Annotated in this window: 19 protein-coding genes and 1 riboswitch; of the genes, 1 reads left to right on the top strand and 18 read right to left on the bottom strand. The window is 35.3% G+C overall.

Features of this window, described 5'->3' with window-relative positions; translation table 11 throughout:
- Nucleotides 1-248 precede the first annotated feature (248 nt).
- Nucleotides 249-356, bottom strand: a riboswitch (SAM riboswitch).
- Nucleotides 357-481: 125 nt separating this feature from the next.
- The 10 genes from MKX66_RS22310 to MKX66_RS22265 form a co-directional block, all read right to left on the bottom strand.
- Nucleotides 482-826 (bottom strand): hypothetical protein, encoded by a 345-nt coding sequence (locus tag MKX66_RS22310; RefSeq protein ID WP_002015939.1) that lies wholly within the window; start codon nt 824-826, stop codon nt 482-484.
- 152 nt (nt 827-978) lie between these two features.
- Complete coding sequence (locus MKX66_RS22305; RefSeq protein ID WP_002015940.1) at nt 979-1,287, bottom strand: thioredoxin family protein; 309 nt, start codon at nt 1,285-1,287, stop codon at nt 979-981.
- Between the two features lie 3 nt (nt 1,288-1,290).
- Nucleotides 1,291-1,635, bottom strand: coding sequence for a toprim domain-containing protein (locus MKX66_RS22300; RefSeq protein ID WP_000640865.1), 345 nt, complete (start codon nt 1,633-1,635; stop codon nt 1,291-1,293).
- A 496-nt stretch (nt 1,636-2,131) separates the two neighbouring features.
- Entirely contained in the window at nt 2,132-2,515 is a 384-nt protein-coding gene (gene gcvH, locus MKX66_RS22295) for a glycine cleavage system protein GcvH (RefSeq protein WP_000026895.1), read from the bottom strand.
- Nucleotides 2,516-2,556: 41 nt separating this feature from the next.
- A complete protein-coding gene (locus MKX66_RS22290) occupies nt 2,557-2,922 on the bottom strand; it encodes an arsenate reductase family protein (RefSeq protein WP_002129756.1) in 366 nt (121 codons plus the stop codon).
- A gap of 607 nt (nt 2,923-3,529) precedes the next feature.
- A complete protein-coding gene (locus MKX66_RS22285) occupies nt 3,530-3,772 on the bottom strand; it encodes a DUF3937 family protein (RefSeq protein ID WP_002143630.1) in 243 nt (80 codons plus the stop codon).
- 418 nt (nt 3,773-4,190) lie between these two features.
- The gene (locus MKX66_RS22280) at nt 4,191-4,364 is read right to left on the bottom strand and encodes a hypothetical protein (protein ID WP_000478362.1); all 174 of its coding nucleotides are present in this window, start codon (nt 4,362-4,364) and stop codon (nt 4,191-4,193) included.
- A gap of 28 nt (nt 4,365-4,392) precedes the next feature.
- Nucleotides 4,393-4,782: a hypothetical protein gene (locus MKX66_RS22275; protein WP_012261937.1), complete on the bottom strand. Its 390-nt coding sequence runs from the start codon at nt 4,780-4,782 to the stop codon at nt 4,393-4,395.
- A 347-nt stretch (nt 4,783-5,129) separates the two neighbouring features.
- Complete coding sequence (locus MKX66_RS22270; RefSeq protein WP_215590344.1) at nt 5,130-5,282, bottom strand: tail length tape measure protein; 153 nt, start codon at nt 5,280-5,282, stop codon at nt 5,130-5,132.
- A 55-nt stretch (nt 5,283-5,337) separates the two neighbouring features.
- Nucleotides 5,338-5,865 carry a hypothetical protein gene (locus MKX66_RS22265; protein WP_002143639.1) on the bottom strand — a complete coding sequence of 176 codons (528 nt, stop codon included), beginning with the start codon at nt 5,863-5,865 and terminating at the stop codon, nt 5,338-5,340.
- A gap of 144 nt (nt 5,866-6,009) precedes the next feature.
- Here MKX66_RS22265 and MKX66_RS22260 point away from each other — a divergent pair, with 144 nt between their 5' ends.
- Nucleotides 6,010-6,657: a phosphatase PAP2 family protein gene (locus MKX66_RS22260; protein WP_341087150.1), complete on the top strand. Its 648-nt coding sequence runs from the start codon at nt 6,010-6,012 to the stop codon at nt 6,655-6,657.
- A gap of 55 nt (nt 6,658-6,712) precedes the next feature.
- On the opposite strand, the gene MKX66_RS22255 is transcribed toward MKX66_RS22260, so the two are convergent.
- The 8 genes from MKX66_RS22255 to MKX66_RS22220 form a co-directional block, all read right to left on the bottom strand.
- Nucleotides 6,713-7,726: a PTS transporter subunit IIC gene (locus MKX66_RS22255; protein ID WP_341087149.1), complete on the bottom strand. Its 1,014-nt coding sequence runs from the start codon at nt 7,724-7,726 to the stop codon at nt 6,713-6,715.
- 22 nt (nt 7,727-7,748) lie between these two features.
- Nucleotides 7,749-8,699 (bottom strand): L-lactate dehydrogenase, encoded by a 951-nt coding sequence (locus MKX66_RS22250; protein WP_033713146.1) that lies wholly within the window; start codon nt 8,697-8,699, stop codon nt 7,749-7,751.
- A gap of 243 nt (nt 8,700-8,942) precedes the next feature.
- Nucleotides 8,943-9,191, bottom strand: a complete 249-nt coding sequence (locus MKX66_RS22245) for a spore coat protein (protein ID WP_002034620.1) — start codon at nt 9,189-9,191, stop codon at nt 8,943-8,945.
- Nucleotides 9,192-9,204: 13 nt separating this feature from the next.
- On the bottom strand, nt 9,205-9,390 hold the full coding sequence (locus MKX66_RS22240) for a hypothetical protein (RefSeq protein WP_002112687.1): 186 nt from the start codon (nt 9,388-9,390) through the stop codon (nt 9,205-9,207).
- 143 nt (nt 9,391-9,533) lie between these two features.
- Nucleotides 9,534-10,247 (bottom strand): CPBP family intramembrane glutamic endopeptidase, encoded by a 714-nt coding sequence (locus MKX66_RS22235; RefSeq protein WP_002143644.1) that lies wholly within the window; start codon nt 10,245-10,247, stop codon nt 9,534-9,536.
- Nucleotides 10,248-10,710: 463 nt separating this feature from the next.
- Nucleotides 10,711-11,277 (bottom strand): hypothetical protein, encoded by a 567-nt coding sequence (locus MKX66_RS22230; protein ID WP_002129765.1) that lies wholly within the window; start codon nt 11,275-11,277, stop codon nt 10,711-10,713.
- Between the two features lie 98 nt (nt 11,278-11,375).
- Nucleotides 11,376-11,933, bottom strand: coding sequence for a TetR/AcrR family transcriptional regulator (locus MKX66_RS22225; RefSeq protein WP_341087148.1), 558 nt, complete (start codon nt 11,931-11,933; stop codon nt 11,376-11,378).
- 3 nt (nt 11,934-11,936) lie between these two features.
- The gene (locus MKX66_RS22220) at nt 11,937-12,659 is read right to left on the bottom strand and encodes an MBL fold metallo-hydrolase (protein ID WP_215590348.1); all 723 of its coding nucleotides are present in this window, start codon (nt 12,657-12,659) and stop codon (nt 11,937-11,939) included.
- Between the last annotated feature and the right edge of the window lie 93 nt (nt 12,660-12,752).

The raw sequence follows: 12,752 nt of genomic DNA, 5'->3' as shown, positions 1-12,752 counted from the left end.
GGAATCCCAGACGTAGAGGCGCTTTTTGCCTCATAGGAAGGGATGAAACGACCGACTGTTCTAGCCGCTGGAGCTGGATTTCATAAAACTTTGGATAGACTCCGCATTTTTTTATTTTTCATGCGTGTAGTCCATCGTTATAGCTCCTCTTATTATTTGAATGTCCTCCGCATTCAAACAACAAAAAACCTTTCCGCTTCTAGAGAAGCAGAAAGGTTTATATGCGTATATAACAACATTATCCCTCTCTCTCATCTCTCAAAGCATTTGCTTTGCAGGAATTGGCACCATTTCAACATAAGTTGACGGTTGCCGGGCTTCACAGGGCACAGTCCCTCCACCTCTCTTAATAAGAGAAATCAGATTAAATTTTCGTCTGATTTAAAATTTATGAAATTGTCTATATTTTATGAATTGAATTGTATCAATATCCACACGCTCTGTCAACAGAAATTTTCGTAAAAAAAGAAACTTCAGAATTTTAAGCTCCGACTGACATCGGTTTACATATATGAAACATCGATTCAACTAATAACATCGTTCGATACGTTCCAGAATATTGTACCCGTCCATCACTCATTAACTTTTGCAACCTCATATTTCCAGTCACTAATTTTTGTACATCCTCTTCCTCTAAACAAACGATTTGTTCCGTTCCTCTCGCCTCTTTCAAAAGTTCTATATAATCTCTTGAAATTTGTAACGAACAGCATTCATCTCCAAAACGAAAATTAACAGTTCTTTCTCCTTGCCTTAAAAGCGGTTCTAAATGATATTGACCATTAGCGTAATTTACAAATGATTGAAGCAAAGAATATAATTTCATCCTAAACCACATCCCTCATATCACTTTCTATTACATACCATTCCCTCTTATTAAAGGGCAATCCTGTTATTTTCGCTCGACAAATACTGTATCTATCACGCATGTCGACATATTTCCCAAGAAATATGTCGAGGCGGCAAAAACTTTGCCGCCTACTTTAATTCCGTATATAAATATTCCACCGAATGAAATGCATATATTTTCTTCATCAGTGTCCCATTTTCAAAAATAAGTAAACACGGTACACTTTCTATCCCATACTCTTTCGCTAAATGCGGGGCATAATTTAAATCTAACATTCCAATTTTCAAATCTTCAATCGTCATCTCAACGACCGTTAACATCTTCTTTGCCAATTGGCATGTTCCACACATTGGTGTATACACATATAACACTGTTTTTTCTTCATTTCCTATTAGGGCTGTAGCTTCGGCACCTGTCCAATCAATCACTTCTATCATTCCTTACCGTAAATATTCTGTATAAACGTCAATGTCTGCTCCCCATAATACATTTGCTAAATGTGAAGAAGGTGCAGTCGCCACCTCGCGATACGAGCGATCAATATAAATATGCTCTGCTTGCGGAAATTCTTTTCGGAATTGTTTCCTTAACTTTTCTCCTGCATCATCAGCATCCACTAGCACATATACGTCCTTATCAAAAAATTGATCAATGAGCTCATCCATTTTCGACAAACCAATTGTACCATTTGTACAAACAATTTCCACTGGTTCACGAATAATAGATTCAATCTTTCTTCTATCCGATTTACCTTCTACAATAATGACTTTTTCCACATAAATCATATGTCATCACCCGATCACCATATACTATACAACCTTTAACTTAGTATATAGTATATTCGTTATTTTCATGTTGTTTCCTGTTTATTTTTGCAAAAGAAAAGCGGAAGCGGCTCGCTCAGATTGTGAGGGGGATGGAGCTTCTGACGTAAAGGCGCTTTTTGCCTTGTAGGAAGAAGCGAAGCCACCGAACAATCTAGCCGCTGGAGCTGGATCACAAAGAAAAGCGCAAGCGGCTCGTTCAGATTGCGAGGGGGATGGAGCTTCTGAGGTAGAGGCGCCTTTTGCCTCACAGGAAGACGCGAAGCCACCGAACAATCTAGCCCGCTGGAGCTAGACAATGAAAAGCGCAAGCCGCTCGCTCAGCATGAAGCCTCCATGAAAAAAGTTTTTCAAAAACGTTCTCCTACATAATAATTAATATATATGTTTTTAAATTCATTATGTACACAACATAAAAAAGGACAGCACAAAGGCTGTCCTTTTTCTTCGACTATAATTAGTCTTGGTTTGTCATTTCTGCATATTTTTCTGCAGTTAATAACTTCTCAACTTGGCTTGCATCAGAAAGTTCAACTTTAACCATCCATGCACCCTCGTATGGAGATTCGTTAACTAGTTCTGGTTGGTCACTTAATTCTTCGTTTACTGCTACAACTTTACCACTTACAGGTGCGTATAGTTCAGAAACTGTTTTAACAGATTCTACGCTTCCGAATGGCTCGTCAGCTTGGATTGTTGCACCTACTTCAGGAAGTTCAACGAATACGATATCGCCTAACTCACCTTGCGCAAAATGAGTAATACCGATAACAACCGCATTACCTTCTGTTTTTACCCATTCGTGTTCTTCAGAGTAACGTAAATTATTTGGAATGCTCATGACTGTACCTCCAGTGAATGTATTAATTATGTAAAAATACCTTATTGGTACTTTTTCCACACACTTTCAAACTGCTCTTCGTTAAAACCAAGTGTTACACTCGTTCCATCTGTTACAATTGGACGTTTAATTAACATGCCATCAGATGCTAAAAGCTCATACATTTCGTCTTCGCTTGCATCCTTTAACTTATCTTTTAAACCAAGTTCGCGGTAACGCATTCCACTTGTATTAAAGAATTTTTTTAATGGTAATTCACTTTTCTCATGTAAATTACGTAAATCTTCTTTTGACGGTGGATTTTCAACAATATGAATCATCTCATATGCTACATCGTTTGCCTCAAACCATTTCTTTGCTTTTTGACATGTGCCACATTTTGGATATGAATAAAATGTTACTGTCATAAATTCACCTACTTTTTTACTAACCTTTACCTTTATCATATAGAAAACATTTTATTATTTCAAACGATTATTCGCTAAACTTTTACTTATTTCGTGATAATTTTTAATAATCCTGCTAATTTTTCTTATTTTTCCGCCATTTATTAAGAAAAAATAAATATATAATTTTTTTAAATTTTTTTCTCATCCCACGCCGAACATATATCTTAAACAAACGTTTGATTAACTACCTATTTTTCTTTGTTAGCCCTTGAGCTGTATCGGTTTCTTCTTACCGAACATACATCTTAAACAAACGTTTGATTAATTTCCTACTTTTCTTTGTTAACCTTTGAGTTGCATCGGTTTCTTCCTACCGAACATACATCTTAAACAAACGTTTATTTAACCATTTCAGCCTATAATCACAGAACCCGGAAACACTTTAAATGACAAAGGCGTACAGATAAAAGGAACTAACGATTTTGGCCGTAATAGTGAGAGTATTCCATGATGTTGAAGAAATTACTGCAATGAAAAAAGCCCTAATTAGGGCTTCTTATTCCGCTTTTACAGCAAGACTACTATCCATGAAATTGCTAATTGAATGAAATAAAAAAAGACGCATTTAAAGTGATGCGTCTTTTGGCAATGTTTCTTTTGTGAAATCATATAAAGCAACTGCGCCTAAAATAACCAATATACTTTCAGGGGCATCTAACAAAATAGTTCTCCAAGTTTCTGATATTACCCATTTAATACCTGCGGCTGATTCAAGATACGCTTGAAAATAACTGATTGTAAAATCAATTACACATAAACATACAAGTAATGTTAGACCAAATTGAATCAATTTCTTATTTTTAAACATGTAACACCTCTCAAAATTCATTGGATATTTCTGCTTTCAGTTCATTACATATAAAGATCTTTATATGTAATTTTAACATGAATAAAATCCAAATAAATACAATATGCACATTTGCATATTTCGTGAATATTGAGGAATTACTGTTAATAAAAAAGCCCTACAAGTGTAGGACAAAATAGCTTTAGCAATCCCGACAATTAATCGCATAAATAACGGAATCATTTGAACCACTATATAGCCAATCCCAGTCCTTGAAATAAGGGGAAATCCCTTTTCCTGGCTACCACCCATAATGAATATCCCGCCACATAACGCTACAACGGATGCGATAGAACCGACAGGTAAGAAATTACTGCAAAGAAAAAGCCATGCATAAACATGACTTTCATAGCATAATCACTTCTATATTCAATAGAAATTAAAGTGAATTATATTTCTTTACTTTTAAAGGAATAGATATTACATATAAATCTATAGCATAAGTAATAATCAAAATCCCTTTTCCTTCATCAGCAAATTTTGCTTGCAGAAACTTTTCTGAAACTTTCCTTTTTCCCCATCTCTTTGGAAGATATCCGAATCCTAAGAACATAATAATAGCCCGATACTCATTAACTTAACTACTTTTCTTTTTTCCATGATATTTCAAATTCTCCACCATGTTCTTCTGTTATAATTTTAACTTTATATGTATCATCTTTAGACACTTTAATATTATTTTTACTGTTTCCACTATTAACTTCCAGTATTGTATTATCATTTGAATCTAAAACATAAGCCTTTATGGTTCCTTGCTTAGTTTTATCATCAAAGGAAAATATCCAGCTTTCACCTTTTTTTACATCCATATCTTGAGTGGCAAAACCTGTGAAACTTTTATACTTTCCATCTATACTATTTGAACCTCCATGAACCTTACCACCAACAATCGTTCCCTCTCTTGTAAAACAACCACTAAGAACTACCAAACATAGAATAAATAATAATGTATTTTTAATAGTTTTCAACATCATTCCCCCTTATTTCTATGGTTCCTAATTTAACATTAGAATTACACATTCATATAATTACTGTTTTTCCCAAAAAAATCGAGGTAAAAATTATATTATTTAGAATTTTTGATGATTGTATTCCATGATAGTTAGGGAATTCCTCCAAATAAAAAAGTAATCTATATATCTTTAGCAATTTTATAAACAATGGAATCATTTGAACCACTATATAACCGATTCCTGCATGCAAAATAAAGGAGAATCCTCGTTCCTGGCTCTACCTACCATAATAAAGCTAAAGCTGCTTGCATACTTGCCCACAAACCAATACCAATCGCAAGGGGGGAGATGTGGAACTAACATTATCATCCCTTGATAAAACGAGCTAATACTCGATGCGCTTTATTAAATTTTATAATTAAATCTGCAATAGCTGATATAAAATTATAAATCGGTATCATTACAGCCTCGAATGCATCTGGCATACGTTGTAAAGCTTGCGTGAGCTTCTCAATCACATTGTTATATGCTTCTACATAAAAAAATAAGAAGCCTCGTTTACAGGCTCCTTCATCATCTATTCAAATAATCTGCAATTGTTTGAAATACTACGATATACATATTATGAATACTTTCTTCTGTATTTCCACCATTCGATAAACCAACTGCCCATTGTTGTCCTTCACCACTTCCGATATTTGCAAAACCTTGCGTATACATAGCATTTACATCTTTTCGTGCACTGTTATACTCTATCCCTTTTGTAATAAAAGTTGAATATGATTTATCTTGTAAACCAATAAAAAATACTGGTTTCTTTAGCGATGAAAATACATCTTTATACTGCTCTGTTGAGGCTTCTTGAAAGTGATCTTTCATTATTAGAAAACCATCCACTTCCTTAGATTTCTTTTCCAATTCCTCTAACTTCACATTTTCAAACTTTATATTTCTAAACGTATCTTTCGGCTTTTCACCAACAACTCCAATTACGAGTGCTCTCCCGTTGTATTCTAATTTCTCTCCTTCTTTATCCTTTGCACACCCCGTACTCACTAGGCATAACAATATAAAAACTAAGAAATAAAGTGAACGCTTCATATAGCACCCTCCCCCTCTTTTTAGTCAAGTGACAAAAATGTAAGGTGAATTCAAGAAAATGTAAGTAAAATCGATAGCCCAATTGGATTTTCTATATTATAATCAATTGAATTTATTTACATTACTAAAACATAGGAGATTATCATGAAGAAATTTAAACTTTCATCTCTTCTTCCGTTAAGTTATATATTTCTACTCGTACTCGTAAGTCCCCTTTACGATGTATTAAATAAATCTACTGTTCACGCAGTAGATGTCACAACTGTAGTAGATGATTGGATTCCATTTGTGAAAGCATTTATTATTCCTTACTTACTTTGGTTTCCATACTTATACGGTGCACTTATTTATTACTGTTTTGCTGATCGAAAGCAATATTATGTCACTTTAAGTAGTGTAATTCTTGGAAAGCTTGCTTGTTTTTCGATTTATTTTTTTTGGCAGACAACTGTACCACGCCCAACCGTCGTTGGAACAGACGTATTTTCCGAACTAGTCCGCTATATTTATAGTATTGATCAACCAGTAAACTGTTTCCCAAGCATTCATGTCCTTACGACATTTGTAATTATGTTAGCTGCCTTTAAGCGTAAGGAACAGCATACTTTGGAATATTACATCCTTACTTTCTTCGGTACGCTTATTATTTTATCAACATTATTTACGAAGCAGCATGCATTTGTAGACGCCATTTCTGGAATGACGCTTGCAAGCGTACTTTACTTCGGCGTTCAGTTGTTATTAGCAAAAGAAACCGTACGTGTTCCAGTAAAACAAAATCAAAAAATGTAAAAAGCAGACTGTGGCTTCCAGTCTGCTTTTCTCTATATAAAAGGAGATTTTCAAATTAAGATTGTGGTACAGTCATGTCACCAGAATGAATACGACCTGCTTTTTTAAGAGCAATGTACAGTATATAAGAAACAGCTACTGGAATGATGATATAAGTGATTACCATCGCTGGGACAACTTCCCACCCTTGGCTGGAAATTAAATTAATTGGTGCGATAAGAGAGCTTAATCCAAGACCTGCAATTTCTTTTCCTGCTTCCAGTTGGAAAATTAGTGCCGATACTGGGCCAACTATTGCACTGGCGACGACAGTTGGGACGAGAATCATTGGATTTTTAGTAATGTTCGGTAACTGCACTTTTGGAGTACAGAGTGCCTGAGCTAATATGCCGCCTAAGTTATTTTCTTTCGCTGAAATAACAGAGAATCCGATAAATTGAGCAACACATCCTGCAAGTGCTGCACCACCTGCAACACCGTCTAAGCTAAGCGCTATCGCTAACGCAGCTGATGAAGCTGGAGAGATAAGTAACAATCCCCAAACTACAGCAATCACGATAGAAGCGATAAACGGGCTACCAGCTGAACTATCTTTAATGAATGCTCCAACTGTATTTAAAACTGGGCTAATATTTTGAGCTAACCAAATACCGACTAAACCAGAACCTAATATTGCTGCAAATGGAACGAGCATCATATCTAAAGCAGTTTTTCCACTTAATCGTTTACCAATATAAACTGCTAAAGTCGCTGTTAATAATGCACCGATTGGTTCACCTGTTTTAATGATGAGACCAGCTTCAGTAATTGAAATTGAACCAGCTCCAATTGCTCCAGCTACCATCGCTGAGAAAATTACGAGTCCGTTTGCACCGAGCATAAAGGCAATCCCGGCTCCAATTGCTGGTGCCATAAGTGATTTTGCAACAACTCCGATTGTAATAAGTAATGGTATATCAATAATTCTTCCTATATTTTCGATCAGTAAACCAATTCCAAGGGATACGAAAATACCCTGTGCGATTCCGGCAGAAGCTTTAAACACACGAGACATTATATATTCCTTCATTTGTTTCACCTTCTCCTATAATTTAGTAACCAATTGTTTTCATATAATCGCGTAAAACATCGTTTGATTTTGCAAAGCGACTTTCTTCATCTTCTGATAAGTTTAGTTCTACCACTTCTCTTATACCATCTCTAGTAATAATTGCTGGTACTCCTGTACAAATATCGTATTCGCCATATTCACCATCTAAAATAGCTGAAACAGCGATAACACGGTGATCATCATTGAAAATTGAGCGAGCAATATAAGCTAAAGAATTTCCGATTCCGTAATAAGTAGTTCCTTTGCGCTTATAAATTTCCCATCCAGCTTTTGCAGTCTTCTCAACAATTTCATCTAAATCTATTTCACCAAATTGGTCTTTTTTCTCTTCTAAAATTTGTAAAATCGGCTTTCCACCAACAGTTACGTGAGACCAGGCAACCATTTGAGAATCACCATGTTCTCCTAATGAATACCCATGAATACTACGAGGGTCTACATGTAACATTTCAGATAAAATTGTTCTTAAGCGAGAAGAATCTAGTGATGTACCTGTACCAATCACACGATTTCTAGGTAATCCAGATAACTTCCACACTTGATATGTAATAATGTCAACTGGGTTCGATGCGAGTAAGAAAATGCCATCAAATCCACTTTCCATTACGCCGCCAACAACACCCTCCATAATCTTAGCGCTTGCTCCTAAAGTGTCTAAACGACTTTGTCCAGGCTTCGGCGCTGGTCCTGCTGTAATAATGACAATGTCCATATCTTTGCAGTCTTCATAACTTCCTGCATATACTTTTGTTCTTGTATTTGTAAAGTTAATGCAATGTGATAAGTCCATCGCTTCTCCAACTGCACGTTCATGATTTATATCAATTAACAATAGCTCTTCGCAAATCCCTTGGTTTACAATGGAATACGCACAGCTTGATCCAACTAATCCAGTACCGATAATTGCAATTTTTCTTGTGTTTCTATTCATAGCAATCTCTCCTAATTGATCATGTAGTCTATTTCTTTCTTTACACCCCTAATTATAGAGGTTCTCACGATAGAAACCATGGATACTTTGTGAAATATTGAGCAAAGTTTTTGTCCTTTTTGTGAATTGTTATATTTAATTTTCGTCATATTTGTTACAACTGAAAAAATATTTATTATGTATTTATTGACATATACCAAACAAAAAAACGAGCGAATCCATTCGCTCGTTTTTTTCATCACACTATTCCGCACTTAATTGACTTTTCAATTGCTGCACAATCATTGGATTAGCAGGTGCTGCCGGCTTATAATAACTTTTTTGCTTTGCATATTCATACATATTACGTTGACGGGATTCATCTTGATTACGAATTTGAATTAACGTTTGATGTAACTGTTCATTATCAGACTGAGAAATATAATTTGCATAACTTGTTAAACTTGAATTTAACCCTGCTAAATAATCATTTACCATATCTTTTTCATTCATTTCTCTTTTCCCCCTATCCTAAAAAAGTCATTAATTGCTGTTTCGTATTTCGTGCATCTTGCGCATCCTTTTGTAGCATTTGTTTCAACTCTGGATCTGTACAAGCCTGTGCATACTGGTCCAATTTGTTAATAATCGTCGCATGTCCACCAATTAAATGACGTAAGTTTTCAACTTCAAGCTCTGTTAAATTTTGCATATAACATACCCGCCTTTCTTTGTTCATTCATCATTAGTATTTGGTTCTTTTTGGATTGTATTCATTAACTTTTCCCACATATAAACAAAATAAAAGATGAATAGCTAGGCCATTCATCTTTTCTACTAAATATTCATTCAATTTTATAAAGAAACAATCATACTTATACTCACAAGTAGGTTCCATACAATATGTAAAATGATGCTAGGTACAATAGATTGTGTTTTCTTATATAACATAGCAAATACAATCCCCATAATCATTGCCGTAATCGGAAAACCACCATGAAGAATCCCAAAGATGAAGGAAGAAATAATGGTACCAACTAGAAAACTATATTTCTTTTCAAAAAATCGATACAAAATACCTCTATATAAAATTTCTTCTTTAATTGGTGTAATTATAGCAACACTTAACACATATATAATACTTTGTAGACTATTTTGAAGCCCTAAGCTCCCTAATTGATCTCGTTGCTGCTCTGCACTTTCAAAGTTAAACAACTCTAACATTACATACTGAGTTAATGCAATGATGATAAAACCTATTAATAAATACAAGTAGGTTTTCCCATTTTTTAAAACAGATACATCCCAAATGTTCTTAATAAAATGAAGCACTGGTTTATAAGCAAATAAAACAATAGTAACAACAGCTGCATCAAATAGAAGTAAATAATATCCCTCTAAATTAGCACGTAATACCTCTTCTCCAAAAATTCCAAGGGCTAAAGCAAGGAATAATCCCCCTAAGAGTGAGAACCCTAGAATGCTTGCAATCGTTACAACTAGATTTTTATATGTTATGTTATCTACTTCTCTTTCTGCATTATACGCGTCTAACACTGTTTTTCTCATACTATTCCTCCATTTGTTTTCATTCCCTTAACAAAAAACTATTAATACAAATATATAGATAATATAACAAGATTTTCAAAAAGAAGAATATGCAATTTTACATATTATGAAAGCTTTGTATTATATAGTTTTTGGAACTATATTACTATAGAATAATTATTAGATGGAATTCCAAAAATTTCTTATCTATCCACCATAACCCTCGCATCATATAAAACTTATTAATTAAAGGAGAAATGAACATGAAAACACATGACTTCCTTACAGAAATCCAGAAGGGCTCTGAACCTAATCCCTATCAAGACCCTATCGCATTTATTTTCGTTTGCTTTTCCTTAGCCATATACACATTTTTCAAACCTGCAAGATAATATCATTTAATGAGAAAAAGCCTACCGTTCTTTTGGAATCATATGCACTAAAAAACCTTAGAATCGCTTCTAAGGTTTCTGACTATTCATACTCAAAACGCCATACTTATAAGTAACGAAAGAATTAATAATATAACTACCAATCCGCCGGTTACTCTTGCTATAAATTTCTTTTGTTCGCCCGCACTGGAAACGGTAAATCTGAAGTATAATATGCCACCCACCGCAATAAGAATACATTCCAATATGATACTAATAGCCGGAAATCGCCACAACCCAAAACCTAGCATAGGTAAGTCTCCGAAATTCCCTGGAAGTAGCGGCAAATCAGCACGGTGCACAAGTAAATCAAGAATCCAATGACTAAAAACTACAGCCCCAACAACAAAGCCACTCCGCTTGCCCCAAAACATCATACCCACCATTCCTGCAACAAAAGCAATAAACAGTGCTCCTATTAAAGAGTGTGAATAATCCGCGTGAATGATCGCTTCACCATAACCATTACTATTAATAGGTTCAATTGTCTCTACTCCTAAAACATAAAGCGGTAAAAAAATGACATCCAATAATTGTGTGCTTAACATGAGAGCCCAAAGTGGTAGTTTAGGTGACTTTGTTTTCACTACTGCCGCTAAGCCAAAATGTCCTGCAAACAGTTCACTTCACATCCTTTTGTAATCTTGTCTCCAGCAAACCGCAGCCTACTATACAAAAAGCATGATCAGTAACAAATTCACATTTTTTTGCTTCCTATTCAATCTCTCATTACATGTAATCCTTTAATAAACGTTTCCAATAATACATGTAAACTTGTATCTAAATCTAGCGGCAAACCAAATCCACCTTGCTGTTCAATCGACGCAAATCCATGACAAATACTTCTGAATCCACGTGTCGCATGAAGTACATTCTCTCCTTCTAAGCCGTATTGTTGTAAAACATGAAGACAAAGCTTTACAATTCCGTCACCTGCTTTTCTTACTTCTTCCTCTCGTAAAAAAGTTGCTTCATATAATCCAGGATGTTTGCGTACGAATGCGACATACGCTTCTCCTAAAGCATGAATTGCTTCGTCCATACATTTACCCTCAGCAGCTTCTTCCAGTCTGTTATGCAGCTGTTTTATTCCGTACATACCAAGATTTTTCCGTACATCTTGTAAACCTTTCACATGATTATATAGCGAGGGTGAACGTACCCCTAATGTTTGCGCTAATGAAGCTAACGTTACTTCTTGTATTCCATTTGTATCTGCAATCTCTGCCGCTGTTTCTACAATTTTCTGTAATGTAAGTCCGATTCTCGGTGACATAAATTAACCTTCTTTCCTACTTTCTATATTCCGCTTAGCTTCCTTAATAGCAAGTTTTATGACAGTGCCTGGATCCTTTATCATTTTCCCATGTCCTGCCGCAAGTAAGGAAGGCTCATATTCGCTTAGCTTCTCTGCACTTTGTAATGATATTTCTTTGCTCCACGTTGCCATTGCAGGAAACGGAAACCAAAATTTCATTTGCCCCGAAACAGCCATACCCCCTCTTGTTTGGAAGGCATCCCCGACAATAAGAGCTTTATTTCGTACATCAAGAAATGACATGGAGCCTGGCGTATGTCCCGGTGTCATAATCGCAAGAAGGGATCCAACTCGGTCGCCATCTTCCAATAAAACATCAGGTACCGTTTTTACTTTTTTAGGTACACCGCCTTTTATCGGTATATTCGGTTCATCCTTTTGTAACGTCGTATCTCCTTCTAACAGCTTTGCGTCCCGCTTAGAAATATAGACTGGAACATTAGGAAGTACTTCCTTTAACGCGTCTAATGCACCGATGTGATCATCATGCGCATGTGTTAATACAATCTTAGTAATTGGCTTCCCTATTTTCTCAGCCGCCTGTAAAATACCTTTTGCGCTATATGGCAAAGCCGCATCAATTAAAGTTAAACCATCTTCTTCCTCCACAAAGTAACAATTCACAGGAAACACTCTTGGCAAAAATGACAATTGATATACCGTTTTTTCATGCATCATTCTCATATTTCCATCTCCCTTTTCACGAAAACTAATATCATTAGTTTCATTATACTAATGGCATTAGTTTTGTGTCACTAAAAATTTCATTTTTACAAA

This window comes from Bacillus sp. FSL R9-9530 (genome assembly GCF_038008145.1).
Taxonomy (GTDB): Bacteria; Bacillota; Bacilli; order Bacillales; family Bacillaceae_G; genus Bacillus_A; species Bacillus_A mycoides.
This window is presented reverse-complemented; position numbering and strand designations above follow the sequence as displayed.